Raw genomic sequence first — 20,154 nt, 5'->3', positions numbered from 1 at the left:
GTTTGCACGTAAAATCAAATCCCACCGGACGAGGTAAAAGCCTCTGAAGGGAAGGGAAAATAAAAAATTAGAATGTATGAAACAAATAATTTGGTCAAGTGATGCTCTATTGGATGAAACAGCAAGAGAGTATTATCAAAATTTCAAGCGAGAAGAACTGGACGATGATGCCTACAAGGTCAGCGATGAAGAGTGGTCGGACGAAGTGTATAATGAATTGGGGGATGAGCGGCAGAACCTAAACAAGGATGTCAATGGAGTCATTATTGCATTTGGAGATTTAGGATTGTGGAACGGACGCAAACAAGGCTATCAAATTTTGGGTGACAACATTGCCGGGATATTACAATCTACACAGTATGATGCAGAGTGGTACGGTGACGGCTACGATATACGAGGCCGTATGTCGCACCATGATGGCACGAATTATGTTTTGTACCGTGTCGCTGAAAATCGTGACGACGCAGAACGGATTGCCGCAAAAATCTACAACTATGAAATTGACGAGAATGGTTTTCGCCAAGTTACACGTTCCCTCCACCCCTATGTGGCCGCAGTGTATGGCTGGAAAACTCTACAGGACAACCTCGTTCAGGTAAAATAGCCTGTAACCTGTACTTAAACAAATGCCGTAACGCTTTCTCAAGAGGCTGTTACGCACTTGTGTTTTATGCCGTATATATTCTGCATAAAATGTGGTGGGAAACTATTCCTTTTTACACATTTATGAATGTTCCCGCCCAACTGTTGTAGGTGGCCGCTTGTGCCAGTTTCCTTTTTTAGACTCCGGCCCTCCTTTATAGCCCCATCCAGCTACCCCCCTATATTTCTATCCCGCAAGCCTGGTTATTTCCCTGCAAAATTCGATTGCCGGCTGTCCGTCCTGTCAAGGACCGCTGACACTTGCTGCTGTAAAATCTTCCTCTCCGAAATATCGAAGAGTGTATTTTCCGCATCCTCCTTGCCCGTTCTGGCCGCCAATCCCGTGGGCAGAAAAATAATCAACCTTTCGGTACAGGAAGTATCGAAGGGAAATAAATAAAATATTAATCTTAAAATTTGAGGCATTATGACATTCAGAGAATTTATGTTAGAGAACGGTTATGAATTGCAAACAACCTTTTGGAATGATTTTTCCATTGCTGACCGATTTGGTCTTTCGGCGATACAGGACACTTTCAACCGTGCTTTTAAGGAGTGGAAAGAGAACTACAAGTATCTCACGGAACTGGTTTTAGTGCTTAACCATAAGATATGGCAGTATTATGAAACAAGGCCGGAAATTGCGACATTGTATAATACCCTTTGGGCACAAGCCAGTCAATATGCAATGGAGTATCTGAAAGATGACGAGCTAAGCTATTATTATGATGTAACGGATTAAATGTCCCAGCTCCTCCCACAGGAACAAAAGAAAGCCGGCTTTTGTCGGCTGCTCTTTGTGGTCATTCCCTTTTTTATCACTCCGTTTTACCCTTGTATAAAACGAAATTATTTCGTTTCAGGCTGCTACCAGTCAGGACTTGTTTTTTCCTGTGCAAAGGTATTGCCACGGAAAAACATTCAAGTACCGCTACGCTATTTGAACACAATTTTTCAGTAGCTTTCCCGATTTTCAATCGCTCAAATGTCGTATACGCTCCATACCGCAACTGTAAAAATTCTGTCCAAATTCCTTGCCTGCTTTTCCTTAAAGGCAATCTTGAATGCACGTAAAAATCAAATCCCGACTGGAGAAGCCTAAAGGCTTCCGAAAAAAGGGAAAAAAAGAACATGATGTTTAATAGCTAAATTTTAAAAGTATGGAAATTCAATTTGTGATTGTTCGTTCAGAAAATGCAGAGTATTTGTGTCACAATGTAAATGGAACGTATGTGGATGTCAGCGACCCATCAACAGAATTTGTTTCTGGAGAGGATGATTTTCGCTTGGTAGAGCCGGACAGCTCCCTAACGCGGAAAGAATACGAGTTTCGTGGAGAACGCTTTTATCTCATGCCTCAATTTTATGGCAATGGCTGGTTAGCACTTACTTTGCAAAGTGTGGAAGATGAAACAGAGTATATCGTGCTATCCGTCAATTTGGAGAGCATGGATGCACTCGATTTGCCAGACCGTACATTTATTGATGTGAATCATTATCCGGATGCAATGGAGTTTCTGGAGACAAATAATTTAGCGACCTATTCAGGTTACAAGCGTAGAAGCGGATTTGTGGAATATCCAATGGCGGTATTGAATCTTCCTTTGCTTTATCAGCACGCCCCGCAGATTTTCCAAGAGGCGAATATCGAATGTTTTTAAATGGTTTTCTGAAAGTATGGTACTGATGACTACCAAAGAGATACCGTATCGGTTAAATCCTATCGGTATGGTATCTTCTTTTGCCCGAAGACAGGTGGCATCCCCCTTTTTTACAGATTGCTCCGTGCCCACTTTTTTAATTTCCTTGTTTCCCTTTTATAGCAGCGTAACTGCCTGCTTCTCTTTTACAGCCCTTATGTAATGAATGTTGATGTTTCCTGTCGTTATCCAGACTTTCGCCCGGTCTTGTTTTCGTGTGCAAAATTACGGCGAACGAACGCTATCCAAGTATCGCTACGCTATCCGAAATGAAATTTGACGTAATCTTCCTAAATCATAGATTTCGGTATTCATAAAATTTCATTTCCGATTCCTTGCACTGCGTTCCTGCTTCGTCGTTTGGGACGCACATGAAAAACAACCCTTCCGGCAAAGTCGAAAGACTTGAAAAAAGGGAAAATAAAAAACTTAATTAAAAACGAAAACGAGTATGACAATAGAAGAAGTATTACAGCACGATTTAAAATTCAGGTATATGTTATTGGGGCGTTTGCAAGCCGACTGTGAATATTATCTTGGCTTTGGAAACAAAAGTTCTCGTCGTTTGTGGGCTGGTTCTGAAAAGGCACAAATTGAATACATGACGAAAATTCACGACAGCTTCCGAGAAAACGAAAAACCCGAATGGCTGACAATGGAGCAAATCAAAGAATACAGCAATGCTATGGAAGTAACACAAGAATAATTCAAAAAAAATACCGTAATAACCTTTAACGGAGGTGTTGCGGTATTACAGTATTACAAATAAGGGTCGGAGTTTGAGAACATACCCTCTTATAATTGAGAGGGTAATAATAGTCCCTCTTTTATAATTATATCATTCTATTCCTTTTTTATATTTCTGCAAAAGGAATAGCATTCTTCTTTTATATTAATTATTTTTCATTTTATCTCCCATCTATTCTTCATCCTATCACCGGTTTGGTTTTATCAAATGCAAAGGTCGGCTATCGCGCTTGATCCTGCTACTTGAAGTGTATTTCTTACAAAATTCTTCCTTCCTGCGCAAGAGTAATTTGGCAAGAAAAGTTGCCGTATGAAGCTGTATCGACATCCGTTTACCGCATCCATAAATCCCAAAACGGTTCAATCAGTAAAGAACCGACAATATGGGAAATAAAAGTTAATACTAACCAATTCTTTAAACATTAAAATCATGCCTAATTATGTAACAAACCGTTTAGAAATAAACGCAGACAGAGAAACAGTACAAAATGTGATGGATTTCTTAAAAGGAAAAACTGATGAAGACAGTACGCCTTGCTATATTGACTTCAACAACATTATCCCTATGCCAAAGGACTTACTGATAGAAGCGTCCACTTCTGGGGAATTTGGTATGCAGTATATCATAGCACAGCAACGTAAACCGTTCAATTCACAGGACGACCTGAAAGTCATTCAATGGATGGAAATTCAGGAGGAAAAAGTCAGGGAAGAAGCATTACAACTTGGAATGACATATCTGAGAAACTGGGGAAAATACGGTTATCCTACTTGGTATGAATGGTCTATTGCCAACTGGGGTACAAAATGGAATGCCTTTAATCAGAATTTTGAAGAACCGAACGTGCTTTGGTTTGATACGGCTTGGGAAGGTGTGCCTCTGCTTATCCAAACACTCTCCGAGATATTTCCGGACGTCGAGTTTCAATATGCCTATGCGGATGAAGACCTTGGTTCCAACGTGGGCAAAGGGACTATCCGAAATGGAGAAACCGACATGACATTCCCCGATAACGGAAGTAACGAAGCCTTTGAAATTGTCTTTTTCGTAAAACCGGGATTAGAGGAATACTTGGAACTGACAAACGAGGGGTATAGGTGGAAAGCCTAAACATCTCCGGACAGACAATATCCGACATGTATTCAGGGTATATCTCAACCGATATATCCTGGACTCCTGTTGCCGGAAGCTCCGTTTATATTTATTCCATTCCACTTCCTTTTTACAATTTCACGCCTCTTGAACCAGTCTTTTTTGACCGTATTTACCCATCCCTTGGCTGGCCTACTTATCATCTTTGAAGCTGCTTTTACTGAAACCGCCAAACACGCCCTTCAAGAGCTTGCCGACAACCCAGAATACCAGCAATACAATTATAATATCTCCCATAAGTCTTACTTTTATAGTTTTAACAATAATAAAAATACAAAATAATAACCGAAAAACAAATATACGATCCTGATTATCTGAAAATTCTATCAGGAGTCACCTTCATTTGTTCTGTCCTCTTTCGGGTTCTGTTTGACACGCGGACCGCTGGTTTGGCCACGATCAAGTTTTACGCCATATTTATTGAGTATGCGCCAAATAGAACTTTTGCTGCTAAAACCGCTTGCAGCCCAAATGTCATCGAAAGAATGCCCGTTGATATACATATCCACGATTGTCTTATCTCGTTCAGCTTTAGGTAATACCTTCGGCACAGCCGGGGCTTTGATATTCTGGCGTAACTTCTCGACATGAGCGGAATATTTTCGTAGTGCGGCAATTTCTTCCGGAAATGCCCCTATTATCCACAACACATCGGCTGCTGTCGTACCGGGGAATAATTCACCGCGAGTATCAACTCTGTCATGAATGGATATGACACGTACAATTTTGATACGGCATAGTTCGATGAACGCGGCCAGTTCTCTTAAACCGCGTGCAGCATTGCTGAATTTGGATATGACTATTTCATCGCCCCTTTGAAGATTCGCCATAAGCTGTTTCCACATAGGTCTCAATGTTTCATGTTCAACTGTTTCCTCTACGATTTGTACACAACCATATCGCTGCATCCATTCTCTCTCAGCATCAAAACTGTCATTATTTTCCTTGAATATATAGCCAACTTTTGCCATTTTAATATACACTGTTTTGATAACAAGTGCAAATATAGCACTTTCATTTTAATCTAAAATCATATCGTGGCAAAAATCTCGCTAAATCCTTTTTTTAGCTTTTTTCTTGCACTTGTTTTCATTGATAATCATATTATTAATATGATACCAAAAATTATACTAAATGCGATATAAAAGGGCTTTTACAATAAAAATAATATATAGATTTGCATCGTTAAATATGAATTGTTAAATATGAAAATTTTAAAATCATACTACAAGACTCCATCATTTTTGACTGGAAGATGTATCGTTTCATTGGCCATATTGGGCCTGATATCATGCAGCGATAGAAATGGCAAATCATTGTCTGAAGCTACGAACGATCCTGCCGGAATATACAGGGAGTACTTGTACAATATACGACGTCAGAAAGATTCCTCATTTCAAGTATTGACCAAGCATATCCTACAATGGCAAACAGTAAAAGACTCTGTTTTTAGGTATCTCCGGAATGATACGCTCAGCCACCCCCATTCCAATCAGCGTGAAGAGTGTATCAGACTGCATGATTCTATCCGCACTGAGTTCTCACGCTTAGCCCTCTCAAAGACGCGTACTTATCAGGAACTTTTGGCTCTCAAAGGAGAGTTCTCACCTTATAACAATGATGAGGAACTGCATCATGCCGCTGGAGAAATCCGCCCGTTTTTCAACTCACTGGATAATCTTCCGCTTCATAAGGGTAACAAAGAGGAAATCCTTGCGGCTTACCGTATGTTACTGACCCGAACTATCCGTAACGGCATACATAGCCGCAATGAACTGATTACTTATATCACTAAAGAAGATGCTATATTCCGTGCGTTCCTCTCTCACTTGCACGATTTCGAAGGTGAGAGTATGGCTGACATCACACGTGGTACTGAACAGTGTTGTTCGCAGATATTCTTTGCCGCTGAGAGAAAGGAGATTACCTATCGGGAGGCTATGCTTTATTTGACAATGCGCACCAATCGTCGCCAAATACAAAATATGCAGATTTGTATAGAAGATGTTCGGAACAAAAAAATCAAGACTTCTTCGCAAGCACATGCTTATATATGGATGCTTATCCACCCTTATACTTCACTGGACGGATTCTCTATGACATTGCTTTCCGATAAAGAACGGAAACAACTTGACAGGATGGCGGCACAGACACCTGTGGCGTTCAAAACCTTGAGCCGAATCCTGCAATCGGAAAGTGGTCAACTGACTGAACTGCCAGGAATGCTTATGGATATTTTCATACAGACGCTCTAACAATATAAAAAATGAATATGTTACGACATTTTTTCAATGACTTTATGACATTTGTCCCTCTGCAACTACCGCAACTACTCGATGTGACGACAATGGAGGAAGCACAATTCTACGGTGACTACGCCCTACTGACCTTCCCGCTACGCGACCCTTACGATTTGGAGGAAGTGATGGATCTGTTTGAGGACGATATGGAGCTTATAACTCTCTACCACCACATCCCCACGCACGCTGACAAATTCGGGCATAGCACCTGTGCATACTCCAACCCGGCATTTGGACAGATGTTCAAGATGAATTGCAAGACAGATGCAGACGGTAAGGTAAATAGCATTCTTGTCACCATCTATGATTCTCTTGAGCAGATGTACGGCGAGCTGTGCCTTGATTTGGATCTTCATTCCAAAAGTGGCACATTCAAGTATAAGAAGAACAAAGACGATCTCTTGATGGATTTCCTTTAATGGTCATGTTATGCGGGACACACTATACCGACAAATGGTTTATTGGATTAGGGAATACCGGACATGGATAGAGGTTGTTGATGACAATTTCTATAAGGAGTATGCTTTGTCAAGAAACGGATATATCAATTACATTGTTTCCCGCACGTTGGTACTGCGGGCTTGCAAAGACAAAGGCTCATACGCCAAAGGCATGACATGGACAATTCCGGAACATAAACTGGATAAGGCATTGGCAGCCTACCGTAAGCAGGAGCATACGTTCAAGCAACGTATTAAGAAAGCAGCGATATACCTTTCACCGAGGGACGCCGAAGTTATCATCCTATTGGCCACCCACAATATTGTCCAATTAGAGTTGATGATATCCCCCATTCAAATACGCGAGAAACCCTATTATTTATGATTTGGAATATACTACAACTTATCTTCTGTATAACGCTTTTCGTATTGCCATTAGCATTGTACAAAAGCCACCGTTCTTTTATGGTAAGGTTCTACGATGCTATGATACACAGTGTAAAGGCTCGTAAACTATATGTACAGGTCGTATTGATTCTGCTATTGCTCTTCCACTATGTTTACATCAGCGGACATGTTGGCGAGTTCGGTGTTTTTCTTTCAACTGCTATCTGTGCCACTATATATTCATTTAGGAGAGCGGACAGATTGTTAAGAGGTTTATGTGACCGACCATGTATGTTTGTCATACTCTCATTGGTGGCTTTGGCCATCAGTTTTGTTCCACACTTGTACACAACGGCGGTAACTGCCGCCTATCTTCTTTTGGCTGCCCTGTTCTATCCCTCTGTTCGGGTTATGACCGAATTTCAGGACATAGGCATAATCTCTGAATGGATGAAATTCCCCAGACTATTAGCCGAAAGTTATTATGACCATCATCACGCGATATTGCCGCAAGATGCGGATAGCGGCAACACTGATATATCCGCACAGTAGTAATAATTAAAAAATGAAATGAAAATGAAAACCAAGCAGAAAATAGCTGTCCCTATATTGGCAGACAGAGAAGTATTTGACTACCTCAAGGAGAAAGTCGGTGAACGAAAAACAAAGACAGAAGCCTTCTGTGATTTATTGGATAAATCTTTGGCAGGTTTTGTTTCCCCTTTTTTAAGGAACAAAGGCTACGAACTTCAACCCAACCAGTGCCACGTGACTGTTTCTGACCTTTCATCGGAATGGCATTGGCATAGGGCTACTGTCCGTTCTTTTTTGGATGTAATGGAAGAGTTCGGCTTGTTGAATCGCATCCGGCTTTCCAAAAGCGTCATCATTACCATGACTGTGCAAACCAGCCAATCCACGGAGTCTTGCAATGGACAGAAGAAGTTGAACCTTGCAGAACAGCTACGTGAGGCATTGTCCGATTGGATAATCGGCAAAGTGTCCCTTGACGAGATCGGAATCAAGTGTGAGCAACTTGTTCGTCGGGCAATGGATGAAGCTGGCATATGCGATAGCTGCCCATCTCCGGACAGTATCATTCGCATCAATCCGGCAGCGGATGATGATGAACGAGCTGTCAAGATTCGTATGGTAGCTTTGGAGTGCATTACATTTGCCGCTATACAACGGGCACTGCGTAAGTCGAGATTCGATGACAGTACAGAGTTTATGGACTACTTCCGATTGGAATTGTATGGGGACTGGACAGGACTTATTGCAACTTCGAAAGGTATTGCCGGGCTTATTCTTGATGTAGATAGGGATGAAAATTCCGATTATGATGAAGATGACAGGGAGTTCCTTAAAACGCTTTTTAAGCCTTTTCTGGCATTTGCGGCAAAGGCACAGGAGGCAACGTATCAGATTGGAGGTTGAAAACAGAATGTATAACCGCAACAATCCACTTTTGTATCCAGTGAAGCCCCCCTGCCAGTTATAGAAGGCATCCGGGCTTGCCCGCCTGCCACGAACAAAGGGAAGGGGGAGCCTAATACCCCACCTGCCTGACGTTGGTGGGAAGGGTGTCCGAACAAGCAGCAAGCTGGGACACGGTAGATTGTCCGAAACAATATGAAAAACGTATGGCAAATCAAAAACAGGTACTCGACGTGCAGGTGTCGAAAGGGATTACCACCGCCCAAAGTAATGAACATCTGCGTGACCGTAGTGAAAAGGCAGAGAAGTACGCTATGAGTAAGGGAAATTATGATCCTACGCGTAAACGGCTGAACTTCGAGATTGCGCCCGGAGGTAAAATACATCCCATCGACACAAGCCGTAGCATTCCCAAACGGATGGCGGACATATTAAGTCACCGTGGAATCAAAGATCCTAATGAGGGGCTGCTCGAACCAAAATACCGCACGGTGGTAAATATCATCTTCGGCGGTTCACGGCAGCGAATGCAGGAACTTGCTTTCGGTACGCAACAGGTGGACTTTGAAAAAGGTGCGGACAATACCCGCATCGAACGGAAGCGTGACATTGAACGCTGGGCCAAGGATGTTTATTCATTCGTTTGTGGCAGATATGGTGAGCAGAACATCGCTGCATTCATTGTACATCTGGATGAATTGAACCCGCATATCCACTGTACGCTTCTGCCAATCAAGGATAGTCGCTTTGCGTACAAGGAAATCTTCGCCGGTAAGGATAAGTTTGAATATAGTGCAAGAATGAAACAACTTCATACGGACTTTTTCGCAGAAGTCAATACAAAGTGGGGAATGTCAAGAGGAACAAGCATATCCGAAACGGGTGCACGGCACAGAACGACTGAGGAATACCGCCGAATGTTGTCTGAAGAGTGTACAACAATCGAGGATAATATCAAACTCCATCAACAGGTATTGGGTGAACTTCAATCAGACATCCGGTTGGCAGAACGCAGAGTCAAAGGGCTTACGACAATGGTTAGCAATCTTGAAAAGCAGAAAACTGAAAAAGAAACCTTGTTATCGGCAGCCGAGTACAATTTAAAAGAAAACAAAGGCAATGCGGCAGAATTGGCAATCCAAATACAAATGTTGGAAAAAGAGCTGCAAGGAATCATCAGGCAACTGGCAGACAAGCAGGAAAAGTTGCAGACGGCTGACCGGCAACTCATCGAACTGAAAAAGGATATGGGAGCCATTGAAGAACGTACCGAAGAACTCAAAGAGGAGGCCTATCAATATTCCCGTGATGTACACTCCAAAGTGGATAGCTTGTTTAAAGACGTCCTACTGGAGAGTGTAATCAGCGAGTATCGTAACGCATCGGCACAAATGAATGTTTCAGAACGGCAGCTCTTTGACGGTTCACTGGTACAGTCTATCGCCGAGCGGGGTACGGAAATCATGCACTGTGCGACAATGCTATTTCTCGGAATGGTAGATGATGCCACTACATTTGCCGAATCACATGGTGGTGGAGGCGGAGGGAGTGACCTCAAATGGGGACGCGACGAGGACGAGGACAATCGAGCATGGGCACTTCGCTGTATGAGGATGGCGAGCCGCATGATGCGCTCGACTATCGGCAAGAAATCTAAACGGTAAATGGCATACGCCTTACACCAGATTAAAAGTATAACTAATGAAATCATTGGAATATGACGAAACAAATTATTTTCATCTTCGCTTTGCTCTGCACGTTGCAGGCACAAGCAAGTGTACAACCCGTACAGAAGGACACTGTACGACACACTATTCATTATGAAGTAGCGGAATTGCTTCAACCGATGCAGCCCGTCTATCTCAACGGGGTGCTACTTCCGGCATCTCGAACCGGCAACTGGTTTGTTAGCATATCCGGAGGTGCGACAGTTTTTCTTGGTACACCTCTCGGTTGTGAAGACCTTTTTGGACGAGTGAAACCTTCGTACAGCCTCGCCGTCGGCAAATGGTTTACTCCTTTGGTCGGCGCAAGGGTAAATTATAGTGGCTTGCAGTTTAAGGATGCACAATTATCTACGCAGGACTACCATTATATCCATGCAGATCTCCTGTGGAATCTCCTTGGACGCAGATATGCCCGACAGGAACAGGTACGTTGGAGGCTTGCACCCTTTATGGGTGTCGGTCTGCTACATAACGCCACCAACGGGAACAATCCCTTTGCGCTTTCTTACGGCATACTAACACAATACCGTATTTCCAAACGGGTTAGTGCTATGCTGGAACTCTCTAACACAACTACATTCCAGGATTTCGACGGATATGGCTATCCAAACCGTCTGGGCGATCACATGCTTTCGCTGACTGCCGGATTCACCTTTCATCTCGGTAAGGTCGGCTGGAAGCGCGCGGTGGATACGGCACCATACATCCATCGGAACGAACTGCTTGTCGATTATGGCAACTTCCTTTCGGAGGAGAACAGGCGTTATGTGGGACGTCACAATCAAGATAAGCGAACACTCGTGGAATTAAAGAAAATTCTGGAAATCGAAGGACTACTCGATACATATAGCCATATCTTTGACAACGACGATATAACCGGATGCAGATATCCTATAAATAATTATAGCGGTTTGAACTCGCTTCGTGCAAGATTGAAGCATAGCTATTGGGACGGGTCGTCACCTCTTGACACGACTATTCTTCAGACAGAGAATGGAAAGCCATCATATAATTACACGGCTTCCCGAAATGTGCAGTCCGCCCATCAGGACACCCTCGCTATGGATTCCACGGTTCTTTCATACGCTGATGGAGAGTGCATCGGTACACCCATCTATTTCTTTTTTGCTCTCAATACGACACATCTGACGGATACCTCACAGAGGCTTAATCTTGACGAACTGGCTCGTGTAGCTAAGAAATACAGTTTATCCGTGAGGGTAACTGGTGCTGCTGACAGTTCTACAGGAACATCAAGTATCAATGATTCTTTGAGTATATCGAGAGCCGGTTTTATTACCGCAGAACTGGAACAACGTGGAATACCAGCCAAGCGGATTATCAGAGTTAGCAAAGGTGGAATTGCCGACTATACGCCCGTGGAAGCCAACAGACATACGAAAGTGGAGTTGTTTTTTCCAAAAGCGAAATAGAAATTTCGCATAATTGATGTTTAACTTTGTCATAATCAATGAAGCCTCTCCGCTGTGAAGCGAAGAGGCTTTTTCGATATGGTACACGTGAAGTTCGCCATTTTCCTACTGTCAGAACCAGAATGAAAATTATTTCGATGCTTCAAGTGACTCTTTTCTGAACTGTTTGAGAAGTTTTTCAAGTTCAAGTGATACTTTGCGGGCACGAGTTCCGGCAGCTTTGTTGCCTTTCTCCATCTGGAGGTTGGCATCTTTTGAGAATTGATCGAACAATTCACAGATTTGTGTAAATGTTTTTTCCATTGTTATGTTCTTAATATTATATAATACGCTGGCAAAGATAGCAAAAATATTTTTTTAGGACTTATATTAGCTCTGTTATATATTTCGCCTATAATATGATACCCCTTTTTATGTTTTTCCATTCTGAGTATTCCCTTATCGCACCATCGGCAAATCTGGCCGAAGAGATTTTATATGCAAAGGTACAGTGTCCGGACGATTGTCAAGCACCGCTATGCTAACGGTTCCTGGATATTTTACGGCAGCCTTCCTCAAATCAAAGATTGACTTTCAGTCCCCTTCTCATTGCAAGGTATAAAAGGACAAGCCTGCTTCTGCTCTTACATTCGAAGGTTGGGTATTCCGTTCCATTCCATTTACTGTTTACTTGTCTTATCGCCCTTATTCCACTGTTAATCCTGCATAAAAATCAATCCCCGGCAAGAAGCCGAAAGAGCTTCAAGCAAAGGGAAATAATAAATCAAAGAATATGGGAAAATACGATTTTATCAAGTTGGGTAATCTTCTTTATTGGCATGACCCAGATAGTGGTCTGTCTAATGGGGTTTACCAAGTGGCTTCTATTCCGGAAAACATTGAAGAGGATAGCGTTATTTTGATTGCATCTGATACTTCGGAAGCGGAGGTTTTTCCTTCTGAATTATCACCGATACATACCGGTAGAAGTCATAAAGAAGACTTTTTGCGTTGGAAAACAGAACGTGAAGCTGAAGGTATTGAGTTTTACGACCACCTTTCCAAGGTGATGGATACGGAAAACGACTTGAGTGTGGGAGATATGGTGGCGTTTACAAACGATTATGGAGTGATATTTGGACCTTGTGAGGTCTTAGCTTTTGGGAATCTCTGTAATAGTGGCAGATGTGTATATATTGACAGTGATTCTTATTGGTTTCCTAACCGTCCCGACCAACTCACCATCATGAGAGGTGCGGAATGACAATAACATATCCACCTGTAGCCAAAGCGGGTGGATAGCATTTCCTTGTATTGTATATTCAGCCCGATTACTCTTATAGCCATGCTCCACCGAACTCCCACAACCGGTCCTATTCCTTTTTTACTCGTCGTACTCCGTTTCTAAACAGTATAACACATTTATTGGCCTGACATTCTTGAAATTCACAACGGAAACGGCTTGGTTTCCGTGTGATGAAACACTTGAACTGGTATGTGAGAAATTCCCAACACTATGTTATTTCTATCAATCGGAAGAGTCGGGTCTGGCGGAATACTGGACAAATGACCAAGAGAGTAAATACTTTCCCGAAAAGTACATTGCAGACCTATGTACTCCAGACGACAAATGGTACAAGGAATATTTTGTCAACCAGACAGAAGTATTCAAGTGGTTTGAGGTGATAAGCGGTCAGTCTGTCGAATCAATAACAGAAATTCTTGCTATTGCCGAACAACGGAAAGATGAAAACGACAATTCTTTCTGTAACATCTATGAATATGCCGCAGGCTAAGACTAATCCGATGCAGAAAACGAAATGACGGTATGCTGACAGCGTGCAGCGAACTATCATTATCCGATAAGCTTCTCTGATTTCATGCAGATTGGAGACTTTGTCGCCTTCAGTCCTTTTATACAGTCTCAGAGTGCTTCTCCAGTCTTTTATAGATATTCTTTATATCGCACATCGGCAGTTCTTATCTGAGAGATTTTGTATGCAAAGATACAGCTTTAGAATGGTCGTCAAGTAACGCTGCGCTAACAGTTCCCGGATACTTGTGGCAGCCTTCCGCATATCGAAGATTTGGGTATTCCACTTCATTCCATTCACTGTTTACTTGCCTTATCCATCCTTTCCTTGCTGTCAATTTCGCATAAAAATCATTCCTGACAAGAAGCCGAAAGAGCTTCAAGTAAAGGGAATAAAGTTTAATCATTTAAATTTCAAAATTATGCACAGCCGAATTTTTCAGATTTCTAAAATGTGGATAGAAAAAGAAAACTATCTGAATGAAGACACTCTCCATCAAGGAGATGGCAGTTTCTATGACTATTGTGCGGAGATAGATGACGAAGAACGTAAGGAGGATATTCGTTATTTGGTCAATACTGCTCTACCAAAAGATATGTTCGAACTTGTAGGTGATGACACCATACGCTACATTGGTGGTGTGGAACAATGGAAAGAGAACTTTGTGACTAACATCCGTAAGAAAGCTGAAGCTATTACGACGGAAAATATGTTGGAGTTTGTAGGCCCTGTTTATCAACTTGAAAAGGCATTGGAAAATCCATTGGATATTGCGTATCATTTCTATTTGGACGGAGAGGGATACCAGTCATTTGCCGAAAAATCTTTTGCATTTATGGAGTTTGTCTGTACGCTTGAACCGGGAACGATACTCTATATCGGAGGAGTCATCGACTATCACTTCTGATACTCCATATAATTTTTTTAAAGCCACCCGCAACTCAAGCGGGTGGTTATCATCTTCCTATATAACAGTCCGGTTACTTTTATAGACCATGTTCTGCCGAACCTCTGTTACCAATTCACAGCCTCTTTTACCGATTCTATATTACCTGTTCTAATTGTATTACATTCTCACAGTCCCGACATGCACCATTGTTTGTTTCGTGCGCAAAGGTACGGTGGCAAACGATGTTCAAGTACCGCTGTTGCTACCTGAAATGAAATTTGACGTAACCTTCCGCAATCACAGATTCCGGTATTCATAAAATTTCATTCCGGTTACTTGCTCATAGTTCTTGCATCCACCGTTGAAAATGCACATGAAACAACCTCTTGGGTAAAGTCGGAAGGCTTCAAGAAGAGGGAAATAAAAAACAACTTAAAAAAATAAATGCAATGAGAACTAAAACACTCTACAGATGCGATGCACAGAAAATAGACATCAGTCGTTTCCCTAACTTTCACATAACAGGAAGTATAACCGGAATGAAGAAACTCTATTATGGCAAGAATGCTCTATTGGTACGTTGCGGAAGCTGGATTTACAACGTGTCAAGTGAACCCGAAGTTTATTATAATATAGCACATTAGTAGTATGAAAAAAGGTTATAAAAAAGATTTTCAGAGTTGGAAAGGTATAGTAACTCTAAAATTACTTTGCTGCAATATAGCAGCAGGTCGTTTTGATTGGAAGAAATATTGTACGCCACAGCCTTATTGTGGTCAGGAGATTTGCGTTATACCGCTACATTGTTCTTATGGACAGATAGGCTACACTGTGTATTTCCCTTATTCTGATATGCCGGAAGTGGAATACGATTGGGAAATGAACAAATTAACTATTGACAAAGAGAATTGGGAGAATTATTTACAGAATTAATATTAAAAATATGGCACAGAATTTTTATACCAAATGGCAGAACGCAATCCTTGCAGATGCAGGAGTCTATGTTTCAAAAAAATACCGCAGTTTCCAAACGGCCTTAGTACGTGAGATTTCCAAGTACGCAACAGCCGTTGGCGCAAAAGTAACATTCAACTTAAAGGGGCATTATAATACCTCTTGTTTCATAGAACGTAACGGTAAATTCGTTTACATCAGTCACTCTTCCGGTTTGTCCCGAATGGGTAGCGGTGTAAAAATAGAACTCGATTCTTTCTTAATCCGGACAGCCCAACACGCGAAAGATTACAGAGGGGGACATAATCAGTATTGCGATATAACAAATTTACAGTCTATGATAGATAATTTGTTAGAGTAATAAAATAAATTCAAGAAAAGGTACGGAGCAAACAGCTCCGCATCTTTTTCCGTTTTATCGGCGCATTCCGCCGCTGTACTCTGCTTCTTGTAGCTCTTCCCGGTATTCCTCCATATTATTCAGCTTTTCGTTCACGGTTTGCAGGTTGGCATCCAACGAAGCATTATGGTCGTATGGGAAACGATGTTGTGCGACAAGTCCCGCATTAGTAACCGGCCCGATATCTATCATGTCGGATTCTTTATTATAGCTGACATACAGCACATCACCATTCGGCATTTCAAATGCAGGAATCTTTTGTTGTGTCATGATAGCGAATTGTTCCGCAGCCATCTCCTTGGCTACCCCTTTTAATGTATCTCCAGCATGTTCGATACCATAACGCCTGATATGGTCGCGTACTTCCTTTTCCGTGAATTTCAGCATCACTTCATAAGTTCCCCCGACACTCCCATTGTACACCACAGCAAAATCCTTGTCCTCAATCAAAAGATTGTCTCCTCGGTTCTGTATGGGAGAAGAATAAGTATATTCTTCGTTAATGCCGTTACCGTCATAATACTCCTTGGCGAGAGTCAGCAGTCCTTCGTAGTCCCCCTTATCCTTGAATGCTTCCAACCGCATCGTGTCATCGGTAAGCTGAAGATAGGCCACGGAAGAATAATACACTTTTTCTTTCGGTGCTACTGTTTGCTCTTCATCAATGTTCTGCTCCAATTCCAGTGCAATCTTATCCACCTTTTGGGTAATCAGAGAAGCCGCTCTTTTCACATCCAACAGAGTTGTCTTGATGAATTGTGGCGATTCCTTCAATTCGTCGAGCCATCCTTTGAGGTAGGCACAACTGTCCTCTTTTATATGTTTCGTCATGCCGTAACGTTGGGCAACCAATGCGCTGCCTAACTCGGCTACCAATTCTTCGCGCGCATACTCTGCCGAGCCGAAAGTTGTCGGCTTGATACGGTCGAGAACTCCTTCCGCACCGGTCGAGTGTGTCATCTCATGGAATAGTGTTCCATAGAACGCCTCTCCAGATTTGAACTGTTCCTTTTCCGGCACAACGATTTCATTTCTCGATATAGAGTAGTAAGCGTTATCCTGATGCTGTGGTTTGATCGGACAAATCCACAGATTGTCCTTTATCAGCGCATCGACGGGAGCGAAGCTGAAATACTCTCCGTTCTCAATCTTCGGTAGCGAATACTCCTTTTCGAGTTTTTGCCACAGCTCCGGTCTTGCCTCCTGCAAGTTGGTCTGTGCCACGTTAAAGACTCGGAATACCTGCATCTTAGGATAAACATTGTATTCCTTCTTCTCGTTATCAGATAGTTTTTTGTAGTCATCATACTTAATCTTCTCACCAGAATCCTTGTGTATGCAGGTGAATGTAGTCAGCATGATTGGGAATGATTTCTCTCCACGAAGTACAGAAACACGAGGTTTCTCCTGATTGTCCTTATCGGATTTGTTGAGCCGTTGTACACACTCAAAAGTGCAGAAGCGCGGAATCTTGTAACCTTCCTTTTCACAATGTATAAGCAACATAATGGCATTCATGCCATTATACTCGCGTCCGGAAAGATTGCAGGGCCATTGTAACGCTTCTTCTGTGAACCATGGCTTTCTCCAATCCTTACGGATACTCTCGATTTTCTCAATCATCATTTCAGCGAAGAGGTCTAATGCTTTATCTTCGCTGTTCGGCCCGTCCGTGTGCTGTTTTTTATATCCGGCCATATCCTTTACTGATTGGAATTAGACGAATCTGCTACATACTGTACAAGTTCTTCCACCTTGCATGAAACATTCAGCTTTCCGTTATATGCCGAAAGGGATATTTCACCTTTGGCATCCACTCGCACGCCCGGCTGTAACCATGCTTCGCGTTCTTTGCCAAAACAGAAAAAACGTACCCATTGGTATTCAAAGCCATCCTCTACTTTCTCCGTACTGAATGCCGAAAACATTGTGTAAGGCTGGTCTTTCTTATCCCTTTTTTCCTCGATATGCTGCCCGACCTTACCTCGAAATACTAATTCGCCCTTGACCGTATCTTTCGCATCTGCCGTAGCTGTACGAATTTCGTTAATAAAAAGATTGAAATAAAGTTTGTCACCACGGTGTTTGAGATACATTGTCCCCGAAACCTCGATGCGGGAACCATTTCGATATTTGGAAACCTCCTTTCCGGCAGTATCTTTGCTGACATCCACCTCAATAGGCATAGTCTTCCCGTCAGTGTCAGGGATCATTACTCGAAGAGGAAAAACCAGGAACGTTTTCCCTTCCTTATTGGTGCGTATCGACGCATCACGTCCGATAACGCCACATACCGTAACATTACATTTTATCATTTCTATTGTCTTTTAATGTGATACATAATCACCCGACAACTGTGTTGCCATGATTTGTTGTTGAACTGCTAAATCATTGCTCTTAATCGGGTGCTCGTATCATTGCCCAGATCAGCCATCCGGCAAGGAACAGTTGAACGCTCACGATAATGAGCGTTGCTACCCAGCCGAAGAGTTGGTAGCAGAGCAGGACATACAAGGCAAGGTAGGACAGTCCGAACAGACATCTGCATAGCTGTATCATCACGCATTTTACCATATCGCCACGCTTCTATCTTTTTAGGTTCTCTGTCTGTCCCTGCTGTTGGGACATCCCTTGTTCAAAATTCTGTGAAGCCGCTTCCGAGAGGATAACCGTATTCAGCATACCGGTTACACGTATCCTTTTGGCTTCTTCTGTGAGAGTATTGTTATTCAGTGTTGCCGACAGACGGCTTAACTCCGCAGTAGTCAACTCACGTGACATGCGCAGTTCTCCATTGTTCACTCGCAGAATAGCCTTTCCATTTTCACTGATTGCCAGTTCGCAGTTTTTCATGCCCGGTAATAATGATTTCAGATTGATGCGTCCACTATCCATTTGTTTGGATATGGCAGTCTTTTGCTCCTCCTCGTTCTTGTTGTCGATTTGTACGGCCAATAGCATAAGGGAACTAAAGGCTGTCATCGCCATCTCTACTATAGGGTCATTGCATCCTGACATTCCCACACCGCTATCCTCTGACGAAAGCAACTTCTTCATCCATCCGTCGGGCGAAAGGTTTTTGCCGGCGGCATTCTCTTCTGTTCCTTTATATCGGGTGAGCAGGCTGTTCCCGTTGTGCAACACTTCCAATTTGATATTACCTTTCTGTGCGATTTCAGTCAGATAAGCCGCAGGGTCGATGTCACGCTTTGTTCCGTCTGCATAGAAGTTTGTCACGCCGAAATGTAGATGTTCGCCCGTTGTACGTGTACCTGTGTTGCCCGATGTGCCGAGCTTCCCACCGGCTTGTACTACATCACCGACCTTTACAGTAACCTCCTTAAGGTGCATATAAGTACATTGTACCTTGCTGCCATCCGTTCTGGTATATTCCACAGTCAGCGATTTTCCACCGGGCGTGTTCTTATTCTGATTCACAGCCACCACCTTCCCGTTGTTCTCAGTAGCCAGTACCGCATCGCCATTGCAACGGATATCAATTCCCTTGTGCATCTGTTGTTTCGTGTTGTCCATCGGATCTTGCCGCATACCGAAAGGCGAGGTAACAAAAAGAAACTCTTCACGCTCTACCGGGAATGAGTACTTCGCACCATACTCTGAATTTTCAGACGTTCGGAGAGGATTATGTTCCGTACCGAACCGCTTACCCTGTGTCTCCATTTCCTGCATCACCAGTTTGTCATACTGCTGTAAGCCATTTTGCTCTATAATCCGTTGCAGACTCTCGGCATATTCTCCGCCTGTGGCATAACCGGCCTGTTCGATATTTTGTGTCCAACCCTTGTAATCGTCGGGCGAAAGTGCAAAACATTGGGCATAGCGGCTGTTTTCTTTTAAAAAACGGGAGTGGTGTTCGTATGAATCACCCACACTGTCATAACTGCAAAACTTCTCATTCGGCTTATCGTCAGTATATATACCATACCTTCCTCCTTCGGCAATCCATGCAGGCGTAGCCTTGATGCCAAAATGATTGTTCTCGTTTTGCGCCAAACGGCTTTGCCCGTTGGAACTTTCCAGTATGCCTTGTGCCAACGTCACGGATGCGGGGATTCCGTACCGGCGCATCTGCTCCATAGCATACTCTGCATATTTCATTGCGTATTGTTGGTTCTTGCTCATTTCCTTACT

24 protein-coding genes are annotated in these 20,154 nt (G+C 42.8%); 18 read left to right on the top strand and 6 right to left on the bottom strand.

The window, feature by feature from the left end:
• The first annotated feature begins 76 nt into the window (after positions 1-76).
• The 5 genes from NBH07_RS18495 (at position 77) to NBH07_RS18475 (ending at position 4,200) form a co-directional block, all read left to right on the top strand.
• Positions 77-604, top strand: coding sequence for a hypothetical protein (locus NBH07_RS18495; RefSeq protein ID WP_004308734.1), 528 nt, complete (start codon positions 77-79; stop codon positions 602-604).
• A gap of 465 nt (positions 605-1,069) precedes the next feature.
• Positions 1,070-1,384, top strand: a complete 315-nt coding sequence (locus NBH07_RS18490; protein WP_004308733.1) for a hypothetical protein — start codon at positions 1,070-1,072, stop codon at positions 1,382-1,384.
• Between the two features lie 418 nt (positions 1,385-1,802).
• On the top strand, positions 1,803-2,303 hold the full coding sequence (locus NBH07_RS18485; protein WP_007218096.1) for a DUF4313 domain-containing protein: 501 nt from the start codon (positions 1,803-1,805) through the stop codon (positions 2,301-2,303).
• 490 nt (positions 2,304-2,793) lie between these two features.
• Positions 2,794-3,048, top strand: coding sequence for an LPD11 domain-containing protein (locus NBH07_RS18480; RefSeq protein ID WP_004313639.1), 255 nt, complete (start codon positions 2,794-2,796; stop codon positions 3,046-3,048).
• 471 nt (positions 3,049-3,519) lie between these two features.
• Positions 3,520-4,200, top strand: coding sequence for a DUF1281 family ferredoxin-like fold protein (locus NBH07_RS18475; protein WP_250833573.1), 681 nt, complete (start codon positions 3,520-3,522; stop codon positions 4,198-4,200).
• Positions 4,201-4,568: 368 nt separating this feature from the next.
• Here the strand turns inward: NBH07_RS18475 and NBH07_RS18470 are convergent, their stop codons facing one another.
• On the bottom strand, positions 4,569-5,213 hold the full coding sequence (locus NBH07_RS18470; protein ID WP_234237724.1) for a recombinase family protein: 645 nt from the start codon (positions 5,211-5,213) through the stop codon (positions 4,569-4,571).
• Between the two features lie 234 nt (positions 5,214-5,447).
• On the opposite strand from NBH07_RS18470, the gene NBH07_RS18465 reads away from it, so the two are divergent.
• The 7 genes from NBH07_RS18465 to NBH07_RS18435 all read left to right on the top strand — a co-directional run bounded on the left by NBH07_RS18465 (position 5,448) and on the right by NBH07_RS18435 (position 11,966).
• The gene (locus NBH07_RS18465; RefSeq protein ID WP_004323439.1) at positions 5,448-6,497 is read left to right on the top strand and encodes a hypothetical protein; all 1,050 of its coding nucleotides are present in this window, start codon (positions 5,448-5,450) and stop codon (positions 6,495-6,497) included.
• A 17-nt stretch (positions 6,498-6,514) separates the two neighbouring features.
• Positions 6,515-6,961, top strand: coding sequence for a hypothetical protein (locus tag NBH07_RS18460; protein WP_004308726.1), 447 nt, complete (start codon positions 6,515-6,517; stop codon positions 6,959-6,961).
• Positions 6,962-6,971: 10 nt separating this feature from the next.
• Positions 6,972-7,367: a hypothetical protein gene (locus NBH07_RS18455; RefSeq protein ID WP_004323437.1), complete on the top strand. Its 396-nt coding sequence runs from the start codon at positions 6,972-6,974 to the stop codon at positions 7,365-7,367.
• Positions 7,364-7,921 (top strand): hypothetical protein, encoded by a 558-nt coding sequence (locus NBH07_RS18450; RefSeq protein WP_004323436.1) that lies wholly within the window; start codon positions 7,364-7,366, stop codon positions 7,919-7,921. Before NBH07_RS18455 ends, NBH07_RS18450 begins: the two co-directional genes overlap by 4 nt.
• Before the next feature lie 24 nt (positions 7,922-7,945).
• A complete protein-coding gene (locus NBH07_RS18445; protein WP_234237732.1) occupies positions 7,946-8,806 on the top strand; it encodes a MarR family transcriptional regulator in 861 nt (286 codons plus the stop codon).
• Positions 8,807-9,012: 206 nt separating this feature from the next.
• On the top strand, positions 9,013-10,470 hold the full coding sequence (gene mobV / locus NBH07_RS18440) for a MobV family relaxase (RefSeq protein ID WP_004323434.1): 1,458 nt from the start codon (positions 9,013-9,015) through the stop codon (positions 10,468-10,470).
• Between the two features lie 53 nt (positions 10,471-10,523).
• Positions 10,524-11,966, top strand: a complete 1,443-nt coding sequence (locus NBH07_RS18435) for an OmpA family protein (protein WP_004308721.1) — start codon at positions 10,524-10,526, stop codon at positions 11,964-11,966.
• 129 nt (positions 11,967-12,095) lie between these two features.
• On the opposite strand, the gene NBH07_RS18430 is transcribed toward NBH07_RS18435, so the two are convergent.
• The gene (locus NBH07_RS18430; protein ID WP_004308720.1) at positions 12,096-12,269 is read right to left on the bottom strand and encodes a BF3379 family histone-like protein; all 174 of its coding nucleotides are present in this window, start codon (positions 12,267-12,269) and stop codon (positions 12,096-12,098) included.
• 469 nt (positions 12,270-12,738) lie between these two features.
• On the opposite strand from NBH07_RS18430, the gene NBH07_RS18425 reads away from it, so the two are divergent.
• The gene (locus tag NBH07_RS18425; protein WP_004308716.1) at positions 12,739-13,209 is read left to right on the top strand and encodes a hypothetical protein; all 471 of its coding nucleotides are present in this window, start codon (positions 12,739-12,741) and stop codon (positions 13,207-13,209) included.
• Between the two features lie 175 nt (positions 13,210-13,384).
• A complete protein-coding gene (locus NBH07_RS18420; protein ID WP_004308712.1) occupies positions 13,385-13,741 on the top strand; it encodes a hypothetical protein in 357 nt (118 codons plus the stop codon).
• Between the two features lie 184 nt (positions 13,742-13,925).
• On the opposite strand, the gene NBH07_RS18415 is transcribed toward NBH07_RS18420, so the two are convergent.
• Entirely contained in the window at positions 13,926-14,165 is a 240-nt protein-coding gene (locus NBH07_RS18415; protein WP_008659509.1) for a hypothetical protein, read from the bottom strand.
• A 15-nt stretch (positions 14,166-14,180) separates the two neighbouring features.
• Between NBH07_RS18415 and NBH07_RS18410 the strand changes: the two genes are divergently transcribed.
• From NBH07_RS18410 to NBH07_RS18395, 4 genes are all read left to right on the top strand, one after another.
• Positions 14,181-14,666, top strand: coding sequence for a hypothetical protein (locus tag NBH07_RS18410; protein WP_004323429.1), 486 nt, complete (start codon positions 14,181-14,183; stop codon positions 14,664-14,666).
• Positions 14,667-15,097: 431 nt separating this feature from the next.
• On the top strand, positions 15,098-15,292 hold the full coding sequence (locus NBH07_RS18405) for a hypothetical protein (protein ID WP_004313635.1): 195 nt from the start codon (positions 15,098-15,100) through the stop codon (positions 15,290-15,292).
• Positions 15,293-15,296: 4 nt separating this feature from the next.
• Positions 15,297-15,581 (top strand): hypothetical protein, encoded by a 285-nt coding sequence (locus NBH07_RS18400; protein WP_004308705.1) that lies wholly within the window; start codon positions 15,297-15,299, stop codon positions 15,579-15,581.
• 10 nt (positions 15,582-15,591) lie between these two features.
• Positions 15,592-15,963 carry a hypothetical protein gene (locus NBH07_RS18395; protein WP_004308703.1) on the top strand — a complete coding sequence of 124 codons (372 nt, stop codon included), beginning with the start codon at positions 15,592-15,594 and terminating at the stop codon, positions 15,961-15,963.
• A 54-nt stretch (positions 15,964-16,017) separates the two neighbouring features.
• On the opposite strand, the gene NBH07_RS18390 is transcribed toward NBH07_RS18395, so the two are convergent.
• The 3 genes from NBH07_RS18390 to NBH07_RS18380 form a co-directional block, all read right to left on the bottom strand.
• Positions 16,018-17,700: a zincin-like metallopeptidase domain-containing protein gene (locus NBH07_RS18390; protein ID WP_250833572.1), complete on the bottom strand. Its 1,683-nt coding sequence runs from the start codon at positions 17,698-17,700 to the stop codon at positions 16,018-16,020.
• Between the two features lie 5 nt (positions 17,701-17,705).
• A complete protein-coding gene (locus tag NBH07_RS18385; RefSeq protein WP_004308698.1) occupies positions 17,706-18,317 on the bottom strand; it encodes a hypothetical protein in 612 nt (203 codons plus the stop codon).
• A 271-nt stretch (positions 18,318-18,588) separates the two neighbouring features.
• Positions 18,589-20,145: a glucosaminidase domain-containing protein gene (locus NBH07_RS18380; RefSeq protein WP_004308692.1), complete on the bottom strand. Its 1,557-nt coding sequence runs from the start codon at positions 20,143-20,145 to the stop codon at positions 18,589-18,591.
• Positions 20,146-20,154: the final 9 nt, after the last annotated feature.

Source organism: Parabacteroides sp. B2-S-102 (assembly GCF_023656665.1).
Classification (GTDB): Bacteria; Bacteroidota; Bacteroidia; order Bacteroidales; family Tannerellaceae; genus Parabacteroides; species Parabacteroides distasonis.
The sequence above is the reverse complement of the archived record's forward strand: the minus strand, read 5'-3'. Positions and strand labels throughout refer to the sequence as shown.